The following is a 26265-nucleotide window of genomic DNA, read 5'->3' on the forward strand; positions in this document are numbered from 1 at the left end:
CGATTGTAAACCAAAAATAAATTAAATGAACTTAATAGACGAATTATAAATACCATATCCTATAAGTTAGTTTATCGAATAATTTACAAAAAAAGAAAGGATGATAACCATGATTGTAAGACTTAAAAATGAATCAGCACGAAAAATAGTAAGATATGTTGGAGGAGCCGTTTTACTTTTAATAATAGCTTCTTTCCTTTATCAGTGGAACAATGACTTAGTAATTGATCATGCTGAAAGAATCAGCTTTGCACTCGCCGTCACTACTTTCCTATCTACCTTCATACCTTTTAAAGAGAAAGTTAATAAATAATTACATATTTTTCATTCGCATAAAACATTTATATTAGAATTAAAAAAGGATTGATCAAAAGATCAATCCTTTACTCTACTTCATTTAAGAAGAACAATGTTAACGCACCAGGTCCTGTATGTGCTCCGATTGCTGCTCCAATTATATTTACGATAAATACTTCACAGCCGAATCTTTCAGTAATTAATGCCTTTAATGCTTCGGCTGTTTCTAAGTCGTCGCCGTGTGTCATACCGATTGTTTGACCTTTAAGGTCTTTCCCACGCTCTTCCATAATATCAACAATTCGGCTTAATACTTTCTTTTTCCCTCTTACCTTTTCAAGTGGTACAAGTTTTCCTTCATCCACATTTAGAATTGGCTTAATATTTAGCAAACCACCGATGAAACCAGCTACTTTACTTAAACGGCCACCTCTTACAAGGTACTGTAAATCAGCTACAGTGAAGATATGCTCCATATGCTCCATTAAAAAAGCGACACGGTTTAAGATTTCTTCTTTTGACGCGCCCTCTTTTGCCATTTTGGCAGCTTCTAATACGACAATACCTTGACCGAGTGAGGCACATTTTGTATCAATAATTTCTAAATTTAAATCAGTGTATGTTTCTTTCACTTCTTCTTTAATGAGAACTGACGATTGATATGTACCAGACAATTCAGATGAAAAGGCTAAATATATACAAGGGTTACCTTCCTTTGCATAGGAAACAAATTTTTCTTGGAATGTTTCAAGTGAAGGCAATGACGTTTTATAAACTGCGCCTTCTCTCATTTTTTGCAGTAATGTAACTGATTTTAATGTAACCCCATCTAAATACTCTGTTTCTGCTTCATCATATACACGGAGTGGAATTAAATCTATATCATATGCTTGCAGCAATTCTACCGGTAAATCCGCCGCACTATCCGTAATGATTTTAACACTCATTTTTAAACCTCTATTCTGTTATAAATATATAAAAATAAAATAAAAATATTACTTTTAAATTATATACGTAAAACAAGAATGAAGAAAGGGAAAGTACTTTATATTGTATGCACTCTTCCTCCAAACTTGAACTGCTAAGAAAAATGATTTTGATTTATCCTCTTTTCACTAGTTATTGAGCTATATATAATGAGAATATTAATACTTTTCCAAAGGGGGTTACTTATGAGTATTCAACTAGCTACTTCTAAAGATTTAGAATGGATTAATAATCAATACGAATCAATAGGATTTGTACCAAGTGATTTAAAACGGGATAAAGTTGCGATTATTACATACAACGGCGAGTTTGCAGGTGTAGGTCGTTTAGTTCAAATTGATGAAGATACTATTGAAATGGGTGGTATTTTCATACTTCCTAAATTTAGAGGCTTACAATTAGCCGGAGAACTCGTTTTATTTTTAGTACAAACAGCGAAGGAATTACATATTCAAAATGTATTTTGTCTCCCTTTCGAGGAATTAAAAAACTTTTATAAAAAATACGGTTTTACTGAAGTCGATACTACGCAAGAGGTTGTCCATCCAATTATTCTAAAAAAATATAATTGGTGTTTAAAAACTTATGATAAACATGTATTACTTTTTAAGTTGTGAGTTTTCTATAATTAAAGGGGATACACATTGTATTACACCTCATGTTTTAACAAAGATTTATCCGTTTCATCTATCTTAATAACTAGTATTTTCAATCGATCCATCAGTTATAGTTCACATCTTTTCCCACGCCTTATTAGCTAGCTCGTTTGCAAACTTGCTAGCACTATTTTTAAATTTCTCTATTACATACTCCTGAAGAAATTTTTAGCTAATCGATGGAGATATGATTATTTATGTAATCCGCACACGAACTTCCTGTTCTTGCAATAATTGAATAGTCAATTCCAATACAATATTTTGCATTAACTGATAGAGCTTATCATGAGATGTACTTTGTTCTAAAATAAATTCAATACATTGAAATATATAGCCCTCTACAAATAAGCTCCCTTTTTCAATTATAGATGGATTATGTCCTTTCTTTATTATTTTTGGCAATAAGAATTCTTTTTTGGTCAAAATAATTTCCTGTGATACCTCTTTTATTCCTATAACTTTTTCTTTAAATACCACCTTTTCTTGTAAGCTAATTTCACCTTTATATCTCCCTATTTCTATTGGTAGTTTCCCAGTTATATAATTATTTACGTCTGCTTCATCTTCCTTCTCTAATATTATACCGTGGATAGGAATCCACGAAGATGTGCCTATCCAATTCTCTTCCATATTCCCTTTTACTTTTTGATTAGAAAATTCTAAAAGCACTCTCTTTTCATGAAGATTTGAAGAAACTAAATTACAATTAACTTCTCCATGATAATGTTGCACTGTAGTTAATAACTTAGCATCCAGTTCACGACCCCTAGCATCTTTTTCATTACGAAATACAAATGCTTCTTGTTTTTTTACATTAATATTAGGAAATTTTATAAAACTAGTCACATCCGAAATAATAGAAAATGGAGTTTTCACTATTATTGAACGAACTGAAGTTTCTATTTTTGATCCTAAATCTATACTTTCTTTCTTTGATTCATTTACTACTTCTTCTTTTTCTGATTCAATCTCTTCACTTTCTTTCTTTGATTCAATTAATATTTCTTCTTTCTCTGAATCGGTTTCTTCATCTTCTTTTTCTGATTCAATTTTCACCTCTTCTTCCTCTAATCCATTCGCTTTATCTTCTTTTTCTGACTCTGTCTCTTTACTTTCTTTCTCTAATTTAATTGCTTCTTCTTCTTTTTTTGACTCTGTTTCTTTCCTTTCTTTCTCTGATTTAATTGCTTTATCTTCTTTTTCTGATTCTGTTTCTTCACTTTCTTTCTCTAATTCAATTGCTTCTTCTTCTTTTTTTGATTCTGTTTCTTTCCTTTTTTTCTCTGATTTAATTGCTTTATCTTCTTTTTCTGATTCTGTTTCTTCACTTTCTTTCTCTAATTCAATTGCTTCTTTTTCTGATTCTGTTTCTTCACTTTCTTTCTCTAATTCGATTGCTTCTTCTTCTTTTTTTGACTCTGTTTCTTTCCTTTTTTTCTCTGATTTAATTGCTTTATCTTCTTTTTCTGATTCTGTTTCTTCACTTTCTTTCTCTAATTCAATTACCTCTTCTTTTTTTGATTTTGTTTCTTCACTTTCTTTCTCTAATTCAATTGCTTCTTCTTCTTTTTTTGACTCTGTTTCTTTCCTTTTTTTCTCTGATTTAATTGCTATACCTTCTTTTTCTGATTCTGTTTCTTCACTTTCCTTCTCTAATCCAATTGCTATACCTTCTTTCTCTGATTCTGTTTCTTCACTTTCTTTCTCTGATTTAATTGCTGTATCTTCTTTTTTTGATTCTGTTTCTTCACTGTTCTTCTTTTCTCTTGTTTTGCTTGAATCATCTTGACCATTCAGCATTTTCCCTTTATAAACTTTGTTCCATATTCCCTTACCAATCCATGGCTTATTCATCACCATCCCCCCATCTGATGAAATTCATAAAAATATGTTTTTTGTACGCAACCATTTCATCATTATATATGTTTTATAATAATAAAAAAGACATTGTCTTTTTATTAAAGACAATGCTTTTTTAGTTTTATACTTGTACTTGTTGTACTTGTAAAACTTTTAAAGTAAGATCTAGTACAATTTTTTCACGAAGAGTATCAAATGGTTCGTTTAGGTCTGTTGGACAAGGTGAAAAGTCTAATTCAAAAAATTGAGCGCTTACTAATTCACAATATGGTTGTTCGTTATAAAAAACTGTATTTTCGAAGAAGTATTTGTCTAAACGTGGTATATCACCATTTTTAGGATTAATAAAGTGAGAAGTAGTATCTGAAGAAGCAGCTACTAAAGCTTGTGATAGAAAATCTGCTGCTGTTAAATCTGCAAAACCAGAAAATGGAACATTTGCAATACGGTCATATAGCACTCCATTACACTCATCATTTGCATATTCAATATTTTTACGAATATATCCTTGTACAAATAATTTTGCTCTTGTAACTCGGCGGTAATTTGTACCTTCTACTGGAGTAAATGCTACAGGAACTAACTTACATTGTGTTAAAAATGCATTTTTTAAAATACGTTTAATTTCAACTGCTGGAGGATCTAAATAGATATCGGACTCTACAACAATTTGAATTGTTCTTTCTGCTAATACAACTGGTATTTTTACAATCGGTGCTCCTGGAGTAAGAATTGGTGTTGCAGCTGCATCACTTAATGGTGTTTGAGTTTGTCCATCTACCTGACATGGTACATTAATTGGGCATTGTTCGCTCATATTTTATAAGCTCCTTTATACAATATTTTGGAGTTTTTAACTCTCTATACTGTATATGTATCTATTCTATTAATGCGTGGGTTTGTATCATAGTCACTTTTATCATTTACAAAAAAATAGAAATTTTTTTGCTAGTTAAACAAATATAACTAAATATATTGAGCCTTTATATGTATCTACCTATATAAAAAGAGAATTTCTGAACCCTCATCGTGGAAGTAGGAACTGATGTGTTAATTATATTCAATAGTAAAATCAATATTGGTATCACTCTACTGTTGAAAAAATAAAAACCGACTAAAAAAAGTCGGTTTTTATACCCAAATTTTTCACTAGAATTTATCAACTCTTCTTAGGAAACCAATCTTGTCGTCATTCTTTTCCCTTAATTTCATTTATTAACATCTCTTTTAATGCCTTTTTATCTTTGGATAGTTTAGTTTTTGTTTGCAATTATAAAAAATAAGACTACTAAACGTTAATTTACTAGTCTTATGACCTTTTACAATCCGTACACGCTCCCGTTCATTCACCTATTGTTTACAAAATAAGTATCATACGCTTTATCAAAAACATATCCTAACTTTTCAGCTAGTTTAGCAGAAGTGCTATTCGCTGCATCCCAGTTTGGATATTTCCCATTTTCTAAACAATCCAATATTAACGCTGCACTAACTACAGTTGCCAATCCCTTTTTTCTATGATTCGGGTCAGTAGCAACTTCAATTTCAATACCATCATCATAAATACTATATGATGATGCACCACATACAACTTCTCCATTATACAAAATACAATAACCTATACCTCGATTTACATAATCATCTATTGAACGGAATTGGCTTATAAAATCTTCAGAAACCTTGTGTAATGATGGGTTATTCGCGATATGCTCATCTATCTGTCTTAATTCATATCCTTTTGGAAGTGCCGATATAAAAGATTGTAATTTTGTATGATTAAACAATTCTGGATTCCGTTTGAATTTATACCGTAAAAACTTATCTATTTTTATTTCGTGGAATGTTTCTAAACGCTTTTTCCATTCATCACTATTTACGATTACCAAAATTCTTTCAGGGATGTTACGTAATAACTCTTCTGTCTCTTTCGCATTTGGATCCCCAGCGTAAAATGTGAAAATTCCTACCGTAATCTGTGCTACTGTCGGGTTTTCAAGATTGTTCACCCAAGCGATGCCCATATGTCCTTGTAAATAAGAAAGTAGAACAACATTATTAAAATCCTCGAACATAGAAATTAATTTTTTTCTTGTATGTATATTTGCTTCATATATCATTTACATTCCCGCTTTCTTTAAAATCAACTAGGCTCAACATTTTCATGAGTTAACTTTTATTAGTATTTTTATACACACTTATTTATTATCTAAGTAAATGTCTATGAAACTCAACCTTCAAATATCAAATAATTATAAATTATACGTAAATGCAAATTTATTATAACATCTAATTCTATTGAAATGATTTTCCTATAAAAAAATGCTACATACTTATCTACTCATTAATTTAGAATTAATATTCCTACTTTCTGCAAACTTTACTCAGTTTCAGTAAAAATTTAAAGAATTAGAGCGATGGGATCCAAGATACATTTAATCGATTAATATATTTTATGTAACAACTCTCATACATAGCATAGTATAGTGTATGAGAATTAATTGAAATAGATACGTTATACCTCCTTCTTAGAAGTATAAGATTCCGTCTCACCATTTATATATAGTTTAGTTAACTTAATAATTGAATTGTACATCATACTACTGTCGTTAATAATCTCTTTTTTCATCTCTTCTATTTCGACATTACCTGTTCCACTCTCTATTTTTAAACAGTTCGTTATATTGAGGTATCCCCTTGATGCGAAAAGAATGATAAACGTAATATCAGGGAAATTAATAAATAGTAATCCGAATTTCAAAGGATTCCCAGCTGTATCCGATAAGATTAATCGAAAATCTAACAGTTCAGGTACCGGAACGAAATCTTTAGAAACAATCGCTTCACCTACTATAGTAATTTGCTTTACTACATTCCCAAGCTCATCTACAAATTCAATACATCTGGGTGGATCAATCGTTGTTGTCTGTAAAGATAAACTTAATTCAGGATTATTAAAATCGAAGAATAGTGTACTTCCCTCAGTTAAACAATGTGGACAAACATTTCCAAGTAAACTGAATTCCTCTTCAATAAATTTAACTTTCGTTTTACAACTACAAACTTTCCCTATTCGAATCGCATCAATTCTTGAACAATCTACAAATATTACCTCGCTGTCTTCTTGTGCAAACGACACTATACCTTTTATCTCGTTAAATGAAATAAAATAGGATACAACTATTTCGTTTCCGTCTATTACGATACTCTCAACTCTAGAATAAGGATTTAAACTTTTCAAAAATTCACATATACTATTTTGACAACACCCACAATCACGTTTCGGCTCACAATCCACTGATTCTCCATTCCTTTCCTATATGTTTTACCTAATAAATATAATATGAAAGGTATGTAAGAAAAGCTTGGACAATATAACTCTAATATTAGTCTAGATAAGTATACAGACATATGCCTGTCAAATTAAGAAACTAATCGTTCCTCAAATAAGTAATAAAATATATTTTTCACTATAAATGCATATAACAATTTCATCTTTCAACAAAAAAGCGTTATAATAAAGTGAAACTTCTATTAGCGGGGAGCTTTATCTCCTACTAATGGTTAGCCCTCACCAATCGGGCTCTTACGGGCAGTTATCTCCTGCCGTCCTCATCATTTGCTTCTTCACCTTGAGGCGGGAGTCTACTGCTCGTTATTGCGGGATGAATTGCAGCCTCTAAGATTACGTTATAAAGGAGATTAAAACAATGACTAAAATTAAAGTATATCAAGTAAAAGAAGAAAATATGGAAGCAGTAAAAAACATTATTGATGTTGAGGAACAAAACCCAACTGCTGAGAACTTACAAAATCTATATACATGTGTATTAGATACTGAAGATATGGCATTACCTGAATCATACGTTGAAGAAGATATCTTAATTGATTCTATGGAAGTTATGGTTAACGCTTCTCAAAGCAAGCTAAGAGACTTAGGTACATATGATGTAATTGAAGTTCAAAACAAAGGTAAGAAAACACACATTTTATTATTAGCAGACGAAGAATACGAAATTATCGAAGGCTAATTCGACTCCGTACATAAGAAAAAGCTCCTTTCAAAATTGAAAGGAGCTTTTTCTTTACGCTTTTGATGTTTCACTTTTCACCTTGTTTTGTTCTTTCTTATATACCATGCGCTCATTTCCCATAAAGAAAATGAATACGAACGCTAAACTTGCTGGGACTAACGCCCACATAAATGTCTGAACGATTGAACTAGAAAGAGCTTCAATAATTTTATCTAATATTTGCGGCGGAATTTGAGATCTTGCCGATTCTGATAGAATAGCTCTTGAATCTCCTAAAGCGTTTGTATTCATTCCCCCGCTCATACCTTTAAACGCTTCTTCTAATTGATCCTGGAAACCAGTTCTTTGAATCATTCCGAAGATTGTAATACCAAGTGTCATACCTAATGAACGAATGAAGTTACTCGTTGAAGTCGCAGAACCGCGTTGCTCCATACCGAAGTTATGAATAGCAGCCATACTTAGTACAGAGAATGAGAAACCAACTCCAAAGCCGATAATAACCATATAAATTGTTAATAATATACGACTTGTTTCTGGCGTTAATGTACTTAATAAGAATAATCCGATTAGCATAATTACAGCAGAAATAATCATAATGTTTCGGTAGCTAAGTTTTGATGTTAAAAATCCACCTAACTGCGCTGTAACTACTGATCCTAACATCATTGGTAATAACAATAATCCTGAGTTTGTTGCAGTCCCGCCGTATACACCTTGAATAAATAACGGAATGTACACAGTTGCTGACATAAATGCCGCCCCGTAACATAAGGCAATAATTGTACTCATTCCGAATAGACGTTGTTTAAACAGCTCAAATGAAATGATTGGTTCTTCTACTTTTCGTTCAATAACAATAAAAGCAATTACTAAAATAGCGAACCCAGCAAATAAACTTAAAATAAAGCTAGAATCCCAATCATACTTTTGTCCGCCTAATTCTAAGGCGAACATTAAACAAATTACTGCACCAACTAAAGTAATTGCGCCAAACCAATCAATCTTTTGTTCTCTATGAACTCGTGACTCTTTATAAAATAATGTAATAAAAATAAGTGCTAAAATTCCAAGTGGTAAGTTAATATAAAACACCCAGTGCCAGCTAATATAATCCGTAATATATGCGCCCAGTAGTGGCCCGAAAATACTTGATAAACCAAATACTGCTCCGAATAAACCACCCATTTTCCCGCGCTTTTCTGGAGGGAAAATATCAAACACGATAGTAAACGCGATCGGCACTAATGCCCCGCCGCCAATACCTTGAATGGCACGATAAATGCCTAACTGTGTAATATTTTCAGCAGTACCACAAAGTGCCGAACCAATCATAAAGACGATTAAACCGAAAATAAAAAATCTCTTTCTACCATACATATCTGATAGTTTACCGAAAATCGGCATACCTGCCATTTCTGCGACCATATAGGCAGAAACGACCTATACAAAGTTTTCAAGGCCTCCTAAGTCACCAACAATCGTTCCCATCGCTGTTACGACAATGGTATTATCCATTGATGCCATTAAGATACCTAGCAATAAACCGGCAACAACGAAGCCGAGTTTATTATTCTTCTCAACCATATTTCTTGCTCTCCCTCATGCTACTTATATTTGTTTGTTTTCTTTTACGACTGAATTCCCTTTTTGGTTAAAACTAGTATGATATTCTACAACACTAATTTCACAGCCAGGGCCAATCATAACATGATTTCCTCTTACTACGTCTGCTATTGTATGTTCTAAATAAATATCATCCCCCTCAATAATTGATGTTTGAAGGCTTCCTGCATGACTTGTAAAAGGAATAAATCTCGCTTTTTTACGTACTGTAATCTTTTTCCCACCGATTTCTCTCACTTTACTTCCTTCATAACGAAGTGAGATTTCAATATTTTCAGCATTAAGCAAACCATCACTTTCAAGACCACCAGTTAGTAATAATTCCTCTACTTCTATATCTCCCTTCACATTTAAAGCGCCTTTCACATCTACGAAATCACCGGATAGCTTCCCTTTAAATTCTATCATACCTCTAACTTTTGTTTTATTAATTTGTCCGTCACCTTGTACTTGGGCATTGCCATATACTTTTACATATTCCGCCTCCATATTCCCCTGTACTTCACTATCTCCATACACGACATAATTTTTCGCTTTCATATTGCCACGTACTTCACTCGTACCATACGTTTTAAAATCATTACAACTCATATTATTAGAGATTGTTCCTTCGCCGCGAATCTTCACTTTATTATAATCTCCACCTGCCGAGCTACCTGATCCATTAACAGTAAGACTATGTTGATTTTCCATATCGATTGCTCCCTTCCTTTAAACCTGCTTAATTTCTTTCACACTTGCGTTTTTATCAACATTAAGTACACCTGTATATTCAATAAGATCAATCTCACAGTTCGGTCCTACTGTAACATTGTTTCCTCTTACCGTTTTAATGTGAGCATAATCAATATCGATATTGTCACCTTCTAACAATTCAGCCTCTAACTGCAGGCCAAATACTGTTTTAAAAAGTTTACTAAAAGTACTCAATCTATGTCTTACTTTAATTGTTTGACCGCCAATTTCTTTCGCTCTACATGTACCGTGAATATTAATATTAATTTCATCTGCGCTTAATAAACCACCTACCGTAAACTGTCCCTCTGAAGAAAAAACATCAACCTCGCAATTACCATCAATCGTCGCTTGGCCATTGATTTTAAATTCTTCACCGGTGACATTTCCACCTATCGTACCTTTTCCTGCAATTTTTAAACTGTTCGCCTTTACATCTTGTGTAATTGTCGCTTTCCCATCGATTCGCATCATTTCTGCGCTAACTGTACCATCAACTTTACCCGATCCGCTAATTCTTGCATTACTACTTTTCAAATCACCAGTAACTGCACCGTAACCATTACATTCAAATTGCTCACATTCAACGTTTCCATTAACAGTACCTTTTCCGTTTAGCTGTACTTTGTGAAACTCCCCGCCATTCGATGTACCGTAACCGTTTATAATTAAATTTTCTGTACGCATGATTTCTCCTCCACTACAACAGTTTAGTTTTTAATGCTTCGGTATATTTCGTAATTGCTTCACGTAAAACAATTTTTGTTCCCTTTTCAAAAATTAAATCATCCACATTTGAAACTAAGAAACATGTAGAAATCCCTAACTTTCGAACGATAATTACGTCACAATTTTTATGCTTAATCGCTTCGTAATTTTCACTTAATACTTGTAAGACCATTTTCCCCTCTTCTAAACTAACGTCTCCTGATTGAAGAAGTTCTTCTAACATATACACGTAAAGAATATCTGCAAATTGAAACTCTGCCGTTTTATTCGTTTGTTCTATAAAAAATTGTAAAACTGGTTCTGATGCAATACCCTTACGTAACAAATCATCCTTTGTTAAAAGAATTTCTGTCACGCTCGGTGAAAACATATTTGCTAATTCATCAAGTGATAAATCCTCTTTCATCGTTTGGATTTTATCAATACGTTCTAATATCTTTTCTTTCGGAAAAAATGTTTCCTGGCCTGTGAACGTTGACTTCCGTACAAACCAATCTTCCGGTATTAAATTTTTTCTCTTCCACCTATATAACTGTCCGTATGAAATACCAGTTAGTTCTAATAAATCTTTTTTTGAAATTAAATCTGTACTCAACTGTATAACACTCCTTCCTGATAACAATGTAACATAACACTGTTACACTGTAAACGGACTTTTATAATAAGTAGCGTAACAATGTGTAAAACAAACCTCCTTTTTATATGAAAAAAGGTTCTTACGCATTTCATCAAAATGCATAAGAACCTTTATATATCAAGCTTTAAACCATATATCGTAATAATCAATCCAGCCTTGTGAATTAATCATTACATTTTGTATTTTTTCGTGTGAACTTACTCGCTGTTTATTACGATATAAAGGAATGATATGTATTTCACGTAACAGTGTGCCCTCAATATCGCGTAACAGTGTCACCCGTTTCTCTAATTGATTTTCTGTAAAATAAGGCTGCAATACTTCGTTAAAGTTTATATTGCTATGCTGATGAATAAAGCTGTTTTTTGTAAGAAACATATATAGTAAACTATCTTCTATCCGTTCGCTAATTGTCGCACTATCGTGCATTATGTCAGCCTTTTGTATCGTACTCATTTGCAATAACTCTTCTTGTTCAAGAAACTCAATATCAATTTTAATTCCGTATTTTGCACATTCTTTTTGTATCCAATGCGCATCTTCAACGTGATCTTGCCCTGTAAATGTATATAATCGCAGTGTTTCATTACGGTAAGAGCTGCATTTAATAAGTGTATGTATATCCCTGTTAATTTGAATTGTACCGTTCTTTGTGAGTACTAATTCATCCGCTACTTCTCCGCGCTCTCCCTGTAATTCTTCAACAATTTTATTACCATGAATAATTGTATATAAAGCTCTACGAAACATCACATTTTGCATAGGTCCTTCTTTTGCAGTATTTAACGTACTGTAAGTTACATTCGACTCAAGTCTAGATACTTCTTTATGATGGTTTTCTATATTTTTATAACGTGCTTTCGCTAATATATCGCACGTATTAACTCTGTTCTCTACATTCCATAATTCAATTCGGTCGAGAAAAGGTCGCTCGCGAAAATATAAATCATTTGCCTCTAATACGAATACATCCTCATTCTTTTCACATAACCGAAACGGTCCAGTACCGATTAACTTCCCGTCTTCATCTTCATTTACAATCGAACACTGTTCTGTACTTAAAGCATGTAAAAACAACTTATTATCTGTAGATAAACGAATCTGCACAATATAGTCATCAAGAATATGTAAACTTTCAACGTGCTGTAACATCCAAGCATGTGGATTATTTTTCGCTTTCAAGAATCGTTTAAATGTCTGTTCAACATCATAAGCGGTTAGTTCTTTTTTATTATGAAATTGAACACCTTTTCGTAAGTAGAAGGTCCATATATATTTCTGGTCATCATATTCCCAATAAAACGCAAGTCTTGGCTCTACACTGTTTGTATTTCCGTCTACATACACTAATGTGTCGTATATATGTTTTACCATATGACATTCCGAACGCATCGTAGCGTATACAGGGTCTAATGCAATATCTAGATTCATTTGCACTTGCAAACGTAGCACATCTTTTCTTCCTTGAGACGTCCTCTCAACTTGATAACCGAATATCGAATCTATCCAAGTTCGAAATTGAGTTTGAAGTGATGGAAAATATGAGCTATACCTTTCAATAAATGCACTCCCGCTTTTTACATCCCCTTGTTTCGTTATTTCTTTTCCTCTTTCTAAAATTAAAGAAAGTGGATGTTTTTGAAATAACAACTTTGAACGATTCCCTCTCCCTCGGCCTGGAAACCACATAATCCAATTTAATTCTTCTAATTTTTTTATGATTAATTTACTATTTCGCTCTGTACAAAATAAAGTTTCAGATATATTTTGTATTGTTATTTCTAATCTTTCGTCCTCTGCTCTCCCTTTTCCATACTGGAGCCAAAGGTGCATATATTGCTCCAAAATAGTCATAAAAAGCCCCCTAAAAGATGAAAAATCTTCCTCTTTCATTCTACCCTTTTTCATTTCTAGCTTCCATCTTATCATTTCAATATAGAAAGGAGGAAATAAAAATGAAGTATCTTTTAAAACGTTATAATAAGCCTATTCTCATTCGATTGTTCGGTGAATTGTTAGTCCGAACGACTGAAGCAATGTTAGCTATCATTTTTATTGTTCATGTTAATAAAGCTTTAAATGGTAATGTCATAGTTACAATGCTTCTTTTCGGATTACAGCCTCTCGCTGATATTGTGTTTACATTAATCGCTGGGGGTGTAACAGATAAATACGGCCGAAAGAAAATAATGTTACTCGGATTAGTTTTACAAGCTTTCGCCGTTAGCGGGTTCGTTCTTGCTGAATCAGTCGCCTTTTTCGCCTTATTGTATGTCGTAAATGGTATTGGCCGCTCTTTATATATTCCGGCACAGCGCGCTCAAATCGCTGACTTAACGAAGGAAGAACAACAGGCAGAAATATTTGCTGTTCTGCATACTACTGGAGCGATTGGCTCTGTAATCGGACCATTAATTGGTGCCTTTTTCTATACTAGTCACCCTGAATATTTATTTATTTTGCAAGGTGTAGCCCTTACGCTATATGCTATTCTCGTTTGGACGCAGCTTCCTGAAACGGTTCCACTTAGACAAAACGTTAATAAAACTAAAGAAGTATATCCGCCAAAACAATTTATTTCGAAACATTATGCTGTGTTTGGGCTAATGGTTTCTACGCTACCGATTAGTTTTTTCTACGCTCAAACCGAATCCAATTATCGTATATTCGCCGAAAGTGTATTTCCAAATTTTTTATTCATACTCGTGTTTATCTCAACTTGTAAAGCAGTCATGGAAGTGCTTCTTCAAATTTTCCTTGTGAAATGGTCTGAACGATTTTCTATGCCTAAAATCATTGTTATTTCCTATACTTGCTATACGTTAGCTGCGATTGGCTACGGCTACTCCACAACAATATGGTCATTATTCTTCACATTGCTCTTTTTAGTAATTGGGCAAAGTATCGCTTTGAATCACTTACTACGATTCGTTTCACAAATAGCTCCAAGTCATAGACGCGGATTATATTTTTCTATATACGGTATACATTGGGATATTTCAAGAACTTGCGGGCCTTTTGTAGGAGCATTGTTATTAAGTAAATTAAGCGGTAGTACTCTATTTTATATTTGTGCCTTCTTATTAATAATTGGCGGTATCATTCAAGCATTTTTTGTTCAGTCGATAGAACGAACAAAAGCAAAAGAGCTGTCCCTATAGGAACAGCTCTTCATTTAACCTGCCATATTATTAATGCTATCCTCCGGTGAGAACACAGAAATATGATGTACTTTACCAGTTGATTTTGGAATTACGAATTTTAATTCAAACTGGTCATTTACTTTATAAACATAAATTTTATCATTACCATTTACTTTAACAGACGCTGGTTTTCCTAAAGCCTTTTCGATTTCTTGCAACGTAATTGATTTGAGTTCTGAATGATATGAGCGAACGTCAAAGACTTGAGATCCTTTGTTAAAGCCAAATGCCACATTTTTACTTGTAAAAGTTGCATACGTCCCGTTCCCTGCTTGATCAGTTTTATCTGCTTTCCCCCACGCCTTCTCTATTTCTTCTATATCACCTGTATGCGCCGCATATGGTACGTTAGGTACTTTACCTTCTTTCGCTTGCTCAAATAAATCTTTTACATGGTTAATTGATTTTTGATTAAGCACTGTATTTTTCGAATTAGAATCTGCTGTAGGTTTTGCTGAATCTTGATCTTTTGGTTTTTCCATAGGTTCTTTCTCTGTTTTTGGAGCGGTGTCCTCATTCTTTTTACTGGTTTCTGACGTATCGCTCTTTTTTTCTGTACTATTTTCTGATGTTGAATTAGTTTGTTTCTTTTCCTCAGCGTTATTACACGCGGTTAAAGCCGCTACACACGTTAAAGTTAGGAATACTATAAGCACTTTCATATATACTTTCATCATTTTCAGCCTCCCTCTTCAACATATTCACTTTTGCAACCATTCCATAACACTGTCCCTTAAATTATTTTTGGTCCATAAAGGAAGTACTTCGGTTTACGAAAGTTTTAAAAAGCTTGGAATTGTATTATTAATCCTCTTATTGATCTCCTTGTATACACTTTCTCACCTTAATTGTTATATCCTTCTTTTATTAATTAACATGCGCTGTCACAAAAGCTCATGTCAATTAATAAAACGACAGTTAGTGGTGTTGCAACTGAAACATAGCAGGAATAAACAGCCCCCGTAACGATTGAATTTCCACTCTCAACTTGTTTAACCTATAAGGCTTGAGGGAATGGCACTTGAAATAATATCTTAATAAAATTAAAAAAGCTGTCCTATTTAAGGACAGCTTCAAATATGTATTTTTACACTTCGATTGATTTACCATCTTCAACGATATGGTAAAGTAAATGTGCTAAATGATGAATTGGACCATTTTCTTCCTCTTCTTCATTTGTCTCGCCTTGGAATTCAAGATCATTTAAGTATAGTGCTAAAAATTGATAGAATAATTTCAAATCAAATCCGTAGCAAGCACTTGGTTCTTCATGATCTCCTTCATATTGTAACATTAAGTATTGCTCGTTTCCTTCTTCATCTTCAGCATCAAAGAATACGAAGAAACCAACGTTTGTATCTAAATCAAATAGATGACGAGTACCTTTTTCTGTTGCTTTATCGAAGTCCTCTTCACTTAATTTATGTACTGTTGTTGCCTTTGCATTATCCTCTTGATGAAAATTTACTGTAAATGATTTCAATGCTGACACCTCCTGATTGTATAAAAGTAGCATAACAGATTAAACAACATAATACAAAGGGACTGCTCACAAATGTAAACAGTCCCTTTGTATTCATTTCCGCATTGCACGGAATATAAAGCTTACGATGAAAATCAAAACAATCGCGCCTATTAAAGCCGGAACAATCGCATATCCGCCTATAACAGGTCCAAATTTACCAAGTAATGCTGTACCAAGCCAAGAACCGACAATACCCGCAATAATATTACCAATTACACCGCCTGGTACATCTTTTCCAGTAATTAAACTTGCAAACCAACCTAATATACCACCGACTATTAAAGACCAAATCATATCATTTCCTCCTTTATAATTGACCAATAAAAATTATAATTAGAAACAATTGCTTACCATTAGTTATGTTTCATTTTTCGTAAGTTATTCGTCTTATGAAAATCATTCAAATCTACTCAACCTTTTAAGGACAATCTGGCTTCAATATTGTTCTCATAAATTCGTCTTTAAACGCTTGATAATTAAATTCAACGGCAATCCTTTGTATAGGACGATTATCAAACGTCGTTGGCTCAGCTATTTTTCTAAAATCCGCAACACTTTGACCTCTCGTTACATCATTTGTCGTACTAATCCAAACTGCTGATTTTTTATATTCAAAAATATCATCATTTATAAATGAAATGAACGGAAGTAAATCGTGAATCGGACTCCCAGCAATACCTGGATATTCTTTTTTGTAAAAGTTCTCGTAATAAAAATCAATCATTGGTTTAATAAGTTTTGCCTGCCCTGCTCCTTCTTTATCAATAATATCGACCATTTCAGGAGTAATAAGTGCTTCTTGCGTTACATTTAACGGATATATAGTAGCGTTCTTCGCATATCTCATTACGATATTTGCCGCAATTGGATCGCCGTAAAAATTGGCTTCAGATACCGGTGTAACATTACCTGGAAATAGAAAAGCACCGCCCATTATATAATAAGAACATACTCGATTCATTAAATTGGGGTACAATAAAAATAATGTTGCAAGTGTCGTTAATCGTCCCGTCGCCACAATAATAATATTTTCAGGACAAGGCTCAATTAATTTAATCAATTCGCAAAAATTTTCGCTGTCACAAAATCTCATTTTCGGTGGAATGATTGGACCTAAACCGTGATCCCCATGAATTTCAGGAAAAAACAAAGGATCTTCAGCTGTCATTGGTCTACTGGCACCTTTAATGATTTTCACTTTTGTAGCATAGTATCTTTCTAAAAAATAAACATTTTCCGTTACAATTTCTCTTGATACATTTCCATACTCTGCAACGATACCTATAATATCTAATTTGCATGTTTTATTCGCATAAATTAACGTTACTGCATCATCAATACCAAAATCTCCGAAAAAGATTATTTTTTTATTAACTTTTCTCACCCCTCTCCAGCATAATCTACTATCATTATTATGCAAAAAAGACAAGGCGGTGAAACGGAGATAATTAAAAAAGCCGCCTATTTATTGGCGACTTCAATCTTCTTATACGATAAATATGCTAGTACATTTTTGCTTGAATCATATTTCGGATTATTCCCTTTTCTCGGTTCTCTCATATGTGTTTTTTCAAACCCAGGAATGTCAGGCATTTTCTCTAAAAATTCAAGCATCTCTTCCTCAGTTCCCTCAATACGTACACGAATCATTATTGCTATTCCTCAATTCTCATTTTATCTGTACTAAGTATATCGTACATCAGAAAGACTGCAAGAAATTTATCTTTTTAATGTTGAACTTTTTTTACATACGAACAGTGCCATTTCAGTATAGAACGATTCTATTTTATTGTTTTCAAATTGAATTTTGAAAAATCCCTGCATTTCATTTGATGATTTCATCATACACTCTGTTAACTTTACACGTTTTTGCATAGGTACATCCATCATATCGCACCACCAATCAAAATCGAACTTCTTGTCAAAAGTATGACATGACTGCATTTGCAAACCTTGTTTTTCTAATAAAGTAATCCATTCTGTTTTTTTCAAAGCTCGTTCATGGCTCGGATCTCTCTTCTTTTCGATAAAGTTATAAAATGTATCAAATTCATTATTTTCTGGTGAAACATTATCAATTAATATAAATAATCCATTATTTTCTAACGTTCGATGTACTTCAAAAATAAATTGCAAAGGATCAACAAAGTGATGTGCGGCAATTCGGCATGTAATTGTATCAAAGGCTTCATCAGCAAATGGTAAATTTTCTGCATTTCCTGCTACAAATGATACATTTTCATGTCCGTTCCCTTCTATAAAACCTTTTGCTTTTTCTAACATTTTTTCTGTTAAATCAAGAGCGACTACCTCTTTAAACATTGGGGCTAACAAATTTGCAACATGTCCACCACCAGTAGCAATATCAAGAAGACGAGTATTATGACGAGTTTCAACTTGCTGAACTACATATTGTAAATCCGGTCCATTTGCATGAATTTTACTTTTCACATACTTCTCTGCATTACTACCAAATTGTTGTTTCACAAGTTCTTCTTTACTCATTTTTATCATCTTCTTTCTATAAAGTATTATATTTAATTTATAAGTTCTCTCTATATAATTTCAAATCCTCTTTTAGTCTCGTCTCTTCTATTAGAGACCTTCTATCAAAAAAATTTAACTCTTTTATTTTTAAGTACAAAACAAAAAAGGTTATGGGAACTTATCCCACAACCCCACAAAGTATCTCTTATATTTGAGGATCTTCTTACACGTCTAAATAGCTTAATCCCCCTGTAACTTCACAAGAACTTCTACTTCGCTATTAGTAGCCTCTCTTGCATGAAATCCATATTGATCCATGCCAATCCATATCCACCCAGGACTATCATAAAAAATATCTATGTTGAAATGCTCCAACTTAGTAAGTTCTGACCTAATAAATTTATTCCTACTAGCGATTTGCTTATCAAGCAAACCATATTCTTTCCCATTTTCAAATAGCGCTATAATCTTTCCTGCAAGTGGATGTATACGAACAATAAAGTGATATTCCTTTTCATTTATATTCACCACAATCTTACTAGAATTAGGCATATTCATATCAATCAGCTCCTTTATTGGTTTCATTAACATCATAAAAGATGAATATTTAAATATTATTAATATAATGTAAAAAATATAAAAGCTGACTTCCCTTTAGAAATCAGCTTTTACACATTGTTTATCTTTAAACTTTCTACAAATTTTATAATGTTTCTTTCTCTTCATCATTTCCGGAAACTAAATCTCCTAAAACATCCACCGTAACTTCAACTACAAATTCACAAATCCCTGCTACAACTTCTCCAATTACTTCCTCCATCTTTCTCCCCCCTTGTTTTATGAAACTTATTTTTAGTATAGAAGATACTGGTTAATTTTAACTATCGGAAAAGATGACATTAAGCTTACAAATTTGTAAGCTATTTCATTGTATTCTTCAATATGTACTCCTATCCTTTGAAACTTTAAGTATTATTAACAGTCAGATCGGCCATCATAATATAAGGTACGTCATAATCCAAAATTTGAGGAGGCGTGTAAAATATACTACGTAAAACTAATTAAAGGTCAATCTTTCTATGCTTTTGATCATCGTTTCTTAATATCCGAGGAAAAAGAGGTTTCAGAGAAAATTTTTAATTACTTACGCCGTAATGAATTCTTTGAAGTGCGTAAAGAAGAGTTTTCTGCCTAGCGTTTGAAAAATATTAAGAAACAACTCACATAAAAGTTTTACTAATTTTATCTATTTTTTATTTTTTGAGAAAAGTGAGACGTATTATCTACGCTCTTGCTTTTTTTATTTTCCCTACACATACTTTTCCTTTGAATTTACTTGTAAGTTTTTTTGTCTTTTTAGTTACCCATCGCATCACTTAATCCATCATTTTTCCACAAATCAAAAAGATTGAAATCCACTAATGAAACACGTAATATAGACTCTGACTCTAAAAAAGGCGCGTTAAAAAATAATGAATAAATACGGAGGTTTTATATACGAGTTTTTAATTTCAAAAGACTGAGAGGTTTAAATTATGTGGCGTAATAAAAATGTTTGGATCGTATTAATTGGGGAGTTTATTGCTGGTCTAGGGTTATGGCTTGGTATTCTTGGTAATCTTGAATTTATGCAAAAATACGTCCCTTCTGATTTCATGAAATCAGTTATATTATTTATCGGACTGTTAGCTGGCGTTCTAGTTGGTCCAATGGCTGGTCGTGTCATTGATCAGTATGAAAAAAAGAAAGTTCTTCTTTACGCTGGATTTGGTCGTGTTATTAGTGTTATTTTCATGTTTTTCGCTATTCAATATGAAAGTATCGCCTTTATGATTGCTTTTATGATTGTACTTCAAATTTCAGCGGCATTTTATTTCCCTGCATTACAATCTGTAATCCCACTTATCGTTCGTGAACATGAGCTATTACAGATGAACGGTGTACATATGAATGTTGGTACAATCGCTCGTATTGCAGGTACTTCACTAGGTGGAATTCTTTTAGTTGTAATGAGTTTACAGTATATGTATGCCTTCTCAATGGCAGCATACGCTTTATTATTCCTCTCAACTTTCTTCCTACAATTTGAAGATAAAAAATCAGCTACATTAAGTAAACAATCAGCTAAAGATAATAGTTTTATGGAAGTATTTCGTATTTTAAAAGGAATCCCTATTGCTTTTAAAGCACTTATATTAAGTATTATCCCTCTTTTATTTATAGCTGGATTCAATTTAATGGTTATTAACATTAGCGAAATGCAACATGACCCAACAATTAAAGGATTCATATATACAATTGAAGGTGTAGCGTTTATGTTAGGTGCATTCGTTATTAAACGTTTATCTGATCATTTCAAACCTGAAAAGTTACTATATTTCTTCGCATTTTGCACCGCTTTTGCACACCTTTCGTTGTTCTTTAGCGATATTAAATGGATGGCACTTGCCTCATTTGGTTTGTTTGGATTTAGTGTTGGCTGCTTCTTCCCTATTATGTCGACAATTTTCCAAACGAAAGTCGAAAAAAGCTATCACGGACGTCTCTTCTCATTCCGTAATATGTTTGAAAGAGTTATGTTCCAAATTGTCTTACTCGGCACAGGCTTCTTCTTAGATACGATTGGATTACAGTATATGGTTCTAATTTTCGGAGTCATTTCATTGTTGATTATTTTTATTTCCCTATCTAAGCAGAAACAATTTGAAAAACAAACGTCACAATCTGCAAATTTATAAAGTGAAACTTTAATCAGTGAGGGGTTTGTTCATCTCCCACTGCCCACAAATAGCGGGATAAAACTAATACTTCTTAAGACTGGATCAAGTATTTTACTTAATCCAGTCTTTTTCAATTCCTAAGATTAAACTTTATATACTTTGTATAGTCCAAATTTTTAAAGGTGGATCGCCTACTGTTTTCGAATACAATAAACAATAGATTTTTCAAAAAGGAGCTGTGGAAATGTCTGTTGGTATGCAAGTATTAATTACCCTTCTTTTTTCATTAATTATGTTTGGCGTCCTTAATTTTTTAGCCATTTCCCTATCTCAAAATCACTTTAAAAGAAGGATTGTTGCAGGTTTCTTATTTTTACTGTTAACTCCCATTATCTTTTTGACTACTACAGCATTCGCTTCTATATTCGATAAAGGTGGTTTTGGTGCAGCTAACCTAGCCTTTATTATTACAGATGTATATATTGTAAATGGAATTTTCATTCTTCTTTCCGCTTCATTTATCCTCAAAAGACATAACATAAGATAGACTGTTAGGCATGAATCTGGTATTACACTAGATTCATGCCTTTTTATTTTGAAAATCTCATCTTTATCCAAATTTTTATGTGAAATTTAGTAATTCTTTATAAAAATTTAAACTTTATTTTTTACAATATTCCTATCGTATTCGCACGTTTATAAAAACTAATAAGAAAGGAGTACACAATGAAAAAGTTTCTACTTGTTTTTCCTATATTAGTCGTTCTACTTAGTGGATGTAGCAATAATGATATATACGGCTCTTGGGAAGTCATTTATAATAAAAAAGGTGAATGCCCTGTATATTATAAATTTGAAACAGTTGTAAAAGAAGAAAAGAAAGAAAAGGTTGTTCACAATTTAGTGGAAATGCAAACAACAAATAAAAAAGAGGATTTATTTAAAGGAACGTTTGTTAAAAATTCTAACGTTTATCATATTGATTATGGTAACTCGTTTACATCAGATCAATCTTTAAAAGTTGTCGATAATAAATTAAATGTATACTTTTTTACAACTGAAAAAACATGTACATATAAAAAAACAAACAATTAATCTCCATTTATAACGTAGAAAATATTTTCTGCGTTATTTTTATTTCTCTCCTTATTATCCTCCCTCTAAATTTGTCAATCGTTTTAATTTTCATAAAAAAATGATAAAATGTAAACATGTGTTTTCAGAATAATTAAAAACGCAGAAAGAAAACACTGTTTTTAGGAGGGGTTTTGATGACTTACACGTTAGCAACTAGAATGAAAGCATTCCAATCTTCTATATTTAGTGAATTAGGGGCCTATAAAAAAGAGAAAATTGCAGCAGGTCATAAAATGATTGATTTAAGTATCGGGAATCCCGATATGCCTCCTGCTGATTTCGTAAGAGAAGCAATGGTACATACAGCAAGTGCAAAAGAAAGTTACGGATATACGTTATCTGGTATTCAAGAATTTCACGAAGCTGTAACTGAATATTACAACAACACTCATAATGTTATATTAAATGCTGAAAAAGAAGTTTTATTATTAATGGGTTCACAAGACGGACTCGTTCATTTACCTATGGTTTTTGCAAATCCGGGAGATATAATACTAGTTCCTGATCCAGGATATACAGCTTATGAAACAGGAATTCAAATGGCCGGTGCAACATCTTACTACATGCCATTAAAGAAAGAAAATGATTTCTTACCTAACTTAGAAGTTATCCCTAAAGAAATTGCCGATAAAGCGAAGATGATGATTTTGAACTTCCCAGGGAATCCAGTTCCAGCAATGGCTCATGAAGATTTCTTTAAAGAGGTAATTGCATTCGCGAAAAAACATAATATTATCATTGTCCATGATTTTGCTTATGCTGAATTTTATTTTGATGGTCAAAAGCCAATTAGCTTCTTATCTGTACCTGGTGCAAAAGAAGTTGGTGTAGAAATAAACTCTTTATCAAAAAGTTATAGTTTAGCAGGTAGCCGTATTGGTTATATGATTGGTAACGAAGAAATTGTCGGCGCGCTTACGCAATTTAAGTCTAATACAGATTACGGTGTGTTTTTACCAATTCAAAAAGCTGCATCCGCTGCATTACGACACGGCGCTGCGTTTTGCGAGAAAAACCGTGGAATTTACCAAGAACGTAGAGATACTTTAGTGGACGGATTCGGCAAATTCGGTTGGAATGTCGATAAACCCGCTGGAAGTATGTTCGTTTGGGCTGAAATTCCGAAAGGATGGACTTCTCTAGAGTTCGCTTATGCACTTATGGATCGTGCAAATGTCGTTGTCACACCAGGCCATGCTTTCGGTCCTCACGGCGAAGGCTTTGTACGTATTGCACTTATTCAAGATAAAGTAGTATTACAAGAAGCAGTTGAAAACATTAAAAATAGCGGTATTTTCTCTATTGAAAAAATAGAAGAATTAGTTAAGAATTAATAATAACTCCCCTGCTTAACTTTAGCAGGGTTATTATTATTCCTGGAGGTACGATATGAATATTAAAGATACTCTTCCACATCGCTATCCATTTTTAATGATCGATAAAATTACAAACGTTAAAGAATCTCAATCAGCTATAGGATACAAACTGATCACAAATAACGAGTGGTTTATTAATAACAATCAAAACTATATGCCTCATATGCTAATTGTAGAAGCACTCGCTCAACTTAGTGCTTTTGTAAGTACAGGTGAATCTGAAGGACTTGGTTTCCTCTCCTCTTTAGATGGGGTGGAATTTCATGAAAATGCGTATCCCGGTGATAAACTTGACTTACATTATGAATTAACACGTAACAGACGAGGTTTTATTCTTGGGAAAGGAATTGCCTCTGTAAACGGTCAATCAATCGTTACCATTGAAAAGCTATTAATATATCAAGCTGATTAAACAGATTACATAGTAAGGAGTAGAAAAATGCGGAATGTTGTTGGTATTGATGCTGGGGGAACATTAACAAAAATTGCTTACTTTAACGAAATGAACAAATTAGTTTTTGAAAAATTTTATTCATATGAACAAAAAAGAATTAAAGAATGGCTTCATAATAATAATTCAATTACACAATTATGCATTACAGGTGGTAAAGCTAAACAGTTAGAACAACTACTTTCAGGTTCATATAAAATAGTAGAATTAAACGAGTTTGAAGCTACTTTAGCAGGCGTACGCTACATACTAAAAGAAGAAAAACGTGCTATAAACAACTTTGTATTAACAAATATCGGTACAGGTACTTCCATTCACTATGTTCACGACAAGCAATACGTTCGCGCTGGGGGAACTGGCGTTGGCGGTGGTACTATTATGGGCCTTTCAAAACTATTAACAAATATAGATCATTTTGAAGATGTGATTCCGCTTACGAATATAGGCTCCAGAAAAAGTCTAGATATTACAGTTGGAGATATTTATGGTGGGATTCTCTCCCCTATTGATAATAACTTAACTGCTAGTAATTTCGGAAAAGCGGCCATTACAGATTCAAATTATAGTAGTTCAGATATACTAGCTACCGTTCAAGGACTTGTCGGTGAAGTCGTCACAGCATTAAGCCTTCAATTCGCCGAAACGAAAAATATTGACCATATCATTTACATCGGTTCTACTCTATGTAATAACGTACATCTTCAAAATATTATAAGTAGCTATACAGAATATCAAAATAAAATACCAGTCTTTTTACAAGACGGCGGTTATAGTGGTGCGATTGGTGCTTTACTTCATGGTACGAAATAAAAAAGCTGACTTTTGTCAGCTTTTTTGCAATGGTACTTCAAATTCAATAATTGACTCTCCATTCTCACCAATTCGTTCCACACTAATTCTATTAATTACACAGTCCAACTTCTCATGAAAACTAGGAATCCCCTTCGCTATTTCAGTTGCTAACTCCGCGCTACCTTTTCTCCCAACTGTTACATGTGGTATGTATGGAATATCCGTTCTCAAAAATTGTAGTAAAGGACCTGTATACAATCTATCGTGCAATTCTTCTATTTTCTCTTTCCCTATCACTTAGATTCCCTCACAGGATGTTCATCAAAAAATTGCTTTCGAAAATCTTTATTATTAACTAGCTTTTCTATTTTTTCTTGATTACCGTAAAAGAAGTTCATTACGATTCCCTTATTCCATATAAGATCATCCTTTGGTAAATCATTAAATTCTTTATAAAGTATGGGTAAAAGTTCTTCTCTTTTCAATGCAAAACTTTGATTTTTAACCTGAAACTCATACCCTTTCGCATTTGGTACTAAAATTGCAAGATAAATAGCATTAAAGAGAAAGTTCTTTTTCATCGTATCCCTTTCATCAAACCAATACGTCTCAATGATATCTTCTGTTAAATTACCACTCTTTTTCTCACCGTATTTCACCGCGATCTTCTCATTTTTCAAATTTATACTTTGAACTGTTCCACCACCAGGTAAGTTTTTAACAATCGCAAACACGTCGGAATTATTTCCAACGTATGTCCCCGTATATTTTTTAAAAACCCCAGGTTCAATATGTGATATTTCTTTTATTTGTTCCCCATTAGAACAAGCAGTAACAAATAAAAAAAATGTTAGCATAACACCTGCTATGCTATTCATATACTTCATTAGACACCCCCAAGTTCTATTTATTATCCAATCTATACAATGTATCCATTAAAAACCCTTTAAAATATACGCATTTTAATCAAAATTAAAAATTTTCAATTTTTATGTTTACAATTATCCATTAATTGT

General features: G+C 32.9%; 28 protein-coding genes and 3 pseudogenes. 11 read left to right on the forward strand and 20 right to left on the reverse strand.

Annotation, left to right across the window (positions count from 1 at the left end; translation table 11 throughout):
- Positions 1-109 precede the first annotated feature (109 nt).
- Positions 110-313: a hypothetical protein gene (locus tag MHB76_RS13740; RefSeq protein ID WP_340986840.1), complete on the forward strand. Its 204-nt coding sequence runs from the start codon at positions 110-112 to the stop codon at positions 311-313.
- A 70-nt stretch (positions 314-383) separates the two neighbouring features.
- On the opposite strand, the gene MHB76_RS13745 is transcribed toward MHB76_RS13740, so the two are convergent.
- Positions 384-1244 carry a DegV family protein gene (locus tag MHB76_RS13745; protein ID WP_078174658.1) on the reverse strand — a complete coding sequence of 287 codons (861 nt, stop codon included), beginning with the start codon at positions 1242-1244 and terminating at the stop codon, positions 384-386.
- 225 nt (positions 1245-1469) lie between these two features.
- Here MHB76_RS13745 and MHB76_RS13750 point away from each other — a divergent pair, with 225 nt between their 5' ends.
- A complete protein-coding gene (locus MHB76_RS13750) occupies positions 1470-1901 on the forward strand; it encodes a GNAT family N-acetyltransferase (protein ID WP_078174657.1) in 432 nt (143 codons plus the stop codon).
- Positions 1902-2135: 234 nt separating this feature from the next.
- On the opposite strand, the gene MHB76_RS13755 is transcribed toward MHB76_RS13750, so the two are convergent.
- The 5 genes and pseudogenes from MHB76_RS13755 to MHB76_RS13770 form a co-directional block, all read right to left on the reverse strand.
- Positions 2136-3287, reverse strand: coding sequence for a BC_2427 family protein (locus MHB76_RS13755; RefSeq protein WP_445661359.1), 1152 nt, complete (start codon positions 3285-3287; stop codon positions 2136-2138).
- Positions 3288-3344: 57 nt separating this feature from the next.
- Positions 3345-3794 (reverse strand): annotated as a pseudogene (locus MHB76_RS26320) (BC_2427 family protein); the annotation flags it as partial.
- 127 nt (positions 3795-3921) lie between these two features.
- Positions 3922-4617: a CsxC family protein gene (locus MHB76_RS13760; protein WP_199709118.1), complete on the reverse strand. Its 696-nt coding sequence runs from the start codon at positions 4615-4617 to the stop codon at positions 3922-3924.
- Positions 4618-5146: 529 nt separating this feature from the next.
- Positions 5147-5917 (reverse strand): GNAT family N-acetyltransferase, encoded by a 771-nt coding sequence (locus tag MHB76_RS13765; protein WP_002161454.1) that lies wholly within the window; start codon positions 5915-5917, stop codon positions 5147-5149.
- 395 nt (positions 5918-6312) lie between these two features.
- Positions 6313-7095, reverse strand: a complete 783-nt coding sequence (locus MHB76_RS13770) for a BC_2878 family exosporium-associated protein (protein WP_002161453.1) — start codon at positions 7093-7095, stop codon at positions 6313-6315.
- Between the two features lie 412 nt (positions 7096-7507).
- On the opposite strand from MHB76_RS13770, the gene MHB76_RS13775 reads away from it, so the two are divergent.
- Positions 7508-7828 carry a hypothetical protein gene (locus MHB76_RS13775; RefSeq protein ID WP_002110396.1) on the forward strand — a complete coding sequence of 107 codons (321 nt, stop codon included), beginning with the start codon at positions 7508-7510 and terminating at the stop codon, positions 7826-7828.
- A gap of 54 nt (positions 7829-7882) precedes the next feature.
- Here the strand turns inward: MHB76_RS13775 and MHB76_RS13780 are convergent.
- The 5 genes and pseudogenes from MHB76_RS13780 to MHB76_RS13800 form a co-directional block, all read right to left on the reverse strand.
- Positions 7883-9418: pseudogene (locus tag MHB76_RS13780) on the reverse strand (MDR family MFS transporter).
- Positions 9419-9442: 24 nt separating this feature from the next.
- Positions 9443-10150, reverse strand: coding sequence for a polymer-forming cytoskeletal protein (locus MHB76_RS13785; RefSeq protein ID WP_078174326.1), 708 nt, complete (start codon positions 10148-10150; stop codon positions 9443-9445).
- Between the two features lie 18 nt (positions 10151-10168).
- Positions 10169-10879 carry a polymer-forming cytoskeletal protein gene (locus MHB76_RS13790; RefSeq protein WP_002110399.1) on the reverse strand — a complete coding sequence of 237 codons (711 nt, stop codon included), beginning with the start codon at positions 10877-10879 and terminating at the stop codon, positions 10169-10171.
- Positions 10880-10892: 13 nt separating this feature from the next.
- On the reverse strand, positions 10893-11516 hold the full coding sequence (locus tag MHB76_RS13795) for a YhbD family protein (protein WP_002161451.1): 624 nt from the start codon (positions 11514-11516) through the stop codon (positions 10893-10895).
- Positions 11517-11675: 159 nt separating this feature from the next.
- Positions 11676-13451, reverse strand: a complete 1776-nt coding sequence (locus MHB76_RS13800) for an ABC transporter substrate-binding protein (RefSeq protein ID WP_078174331.1) — start codon at positions 13449-13451, stop codon at positions 11676-11678.
- 62 nt (positions 13452-13513) lie between these two features.
- On the opposite strand from MHB76_RS13800, the gene MHB76_RS13805 reads away from it, so the two are divergent.
- The gene (locus tag MHB76_RS13805; RefSeq protein WP_078174325.1) at positions 13514-14719 is read left to right on the forward strand and encodes an MDR family MFS transporter; all 1206 of its coding nucleotides are present in this window, start codon (positions 13514-13516) and stop codon (positions 14717-14719) included.
- Between the two features lie 14 nt (positions 14720-14733).
- Here the strand turns inward: MHB76_RS13805 and MHB76_RS13810 are convergent, their stop codons facing one another.
- The 7 genes from MHB76_RS13810 to MHB76_RS13840 form a co-directional block, all read right to left on the reverse strand.
- Positions 14734-15438, reverse strand: coding sequence for a YjgB family protein (locus tag MHB76_RS13810; protein WP_078174324.1), 705 nt, complete (start codon positions 15436-15438; stop codon positions 14734-14736).
- Between the two features lie 410 nt (positions 15439-15848).
- Complete coding sequence (locus MHB76_RS13815) at positions 15849-16244, reverse strand: hypothetical protein (protein WP_002161447.1); 396 nt, start codon at positions 16242-16244, stop codon at positions 15849-15851.
- A 93-nt stretch (positions 16245-16337) separates the two neighbouring features.
- Complete coding sequence (locus MHB76_RS13820) at positions 16338-16580, reverse strand: GlsB/YeaQ/YmgE family stress response membrane protein (protein WP_002013368.1); 243 nt, start codon at positions 16578-16580, stop codon at positions 16338-16340.
- A 124-nt stretch (positions 16581-16704) separates the two neighbouring features.
- Positions 16705-17670, reverse strand: coding sequence for a nucleoside hydrolase (locus MHB76_RS13825; RefSeq protein WP_002161446.1), 966 nt, complete (start codon positions 17668-17670; stop codon positions 16705-16707).
- Positions 17671-17747: 77 nt separating this feature from the next.
- Positions 17748-17936, reverse strand: a complete 189-nt coding sequence (locus tag MHB76_RS13830) for a DUF3970 family protein (protein ID WP_002110407.1) — start codon at positions 17934-17936, stop codon at positions 17748-17750.
- A 69-nt stretch (positions 17937-18005) separates the two neighbouring features.
- Entirely contained in the window at positions 18006-18791 is a 786-nt protein-coding gene (locus MHB76_RS13835) for a class I SAM-dependent methyltransferase (protein ID WP_340986847.1), read from the reverse strand.
- 222 nt (positions 18792-19013) lie between these two features.
- Positions 19014-19331, reverse strand: a complete 318-nt coding sequence (locus MHB76_RS13840) for a hypothetical protein (protein ID WP_078174322.1) — start codon at positions 19329-19331, stop codon at positions 19014-19016.
- A 484-nt stretch (positions 19332-19815) separates the two neighbouring features.
- On the opposite strand from MHB76_RS13840, the gene MHB76_RS13845 reads away from it, so the two are divergent.
- From MHB76_RS13845 to coaW, 7 genes are all read left to right on the forward strand, one after another.
- Positions 19816-19968, forward strand: a complete 153-nt coding sequence (locus tag MHB76_RS13845; RefSeq protein ID WP_078174330.1) for a YqbF domain-containing protein — start codon at positions 19816-19818, stop codon at positions 19966-19968.
- Between the two features lie 340 nt (positions 19969-20308).
- Complete coding sequence (locus MHB76_RS13850; RefSeq protein WP_002161443.1) at positions 20309-21511, forward strand: MFS transporter; 1203 nt, start codon at positions 20309-20311, stop codon at positions 21509-21511.
- A 226-nt stretch (positions 21512-21737) separates the two neighbouring features.
- Complete coding sequence (locus MHB76_RS13855; RefSeq protein ID WP_002161442.1) at positions 21738-22040, forward strand: hypothetical protein; 303 nt, start codon at positions 21738-21740, stop codon at positions 22038-22040.
- A 179-nt stretch (positions 22041-22219) separates the two neighbouring features.
- On the forward strand, positions 22220-22588 hold the full coding sequence (locus MHB76_RS13860) for a hypothetical protein (protein WP_078174321.1): 369 nt from the start codon (positions 22220-22222) through the stop codon (positions 22586-22588).
- 176 nt (positions 22589-22764) lie between these two features.
- On the forward strand, positions 22765-23964 hold the full coding sequence (locus tag MHB76_RS13865; RefSeq protein ID WP_078174320.1) for an LL-diaminopimelate aminotransferase: 1200 nt from the start codon (positions 22765-22767) through the stop codon (positions 23962-23964).
- Between the two features lie 55 nt (positions 23965-24019).
- Positions 24020-24418 (forward strand): 3-hydroxyacyl-ACP dehydratase FabZ family protein, encoded by a 399-nt coding sequence (locus MHB76_RS13870; protein WP_078174319.1) that lies wholly within the window; start codon positions 24020-24022, stop codon positions 24416-24418.
- 27 nt (positions 24419-24445) lie between these two features.
- Positions 24446-25267, forward strand: coding sequence for a type II pantothenate kinase (gene coaW / locus MHB76_RS13875; RefSeq protein ID WP_078174318.1), 822 nt, complete (start codon positions 24446-24448; stop codon positions 25265-25267).
- A gap of 15 nt (positions 25268-25282) precedes the next feature.
- On the opposite strand, the pseudogene MHB76_RS13880 reads toward coaW, so the two are convergent.
- Both MHB76_RS13880 and MHB76_RS13885 read right to left on the reverse strand, forming a co-directional pair.
- A pseudogene (locus MHB76_RS13880) lies at positions 25283-25540 on the reverse strand (hypothetical protein); the annotation flags it as partial.
- A 2-nt stretch (positions 25541-25542) separates the two neighbouring features.
- Positions 25543-26136 (reverse strand): DUF4825 domain-containing protein, encoded by a 594-nt coding sequence (locus tag MHB76_RS13885; RefSeq protein WP_002161436.1) that lies wholly within the window; start codon positions 26134-26136, stop codon positions 25543-25545.
- Positions 26137-26265 lie beyond the last annotated feature (129 nt).

Origin of the sequence: Bacillus sp. FSL M7-1345, assembly GCF_038006985.1 — a bacterium.
GTDB lineage: Bacteria > Bacillota > Bacilli > Bacillales > Bacillaceae_G > Bacillus_A > Bacillus_A cereus_U.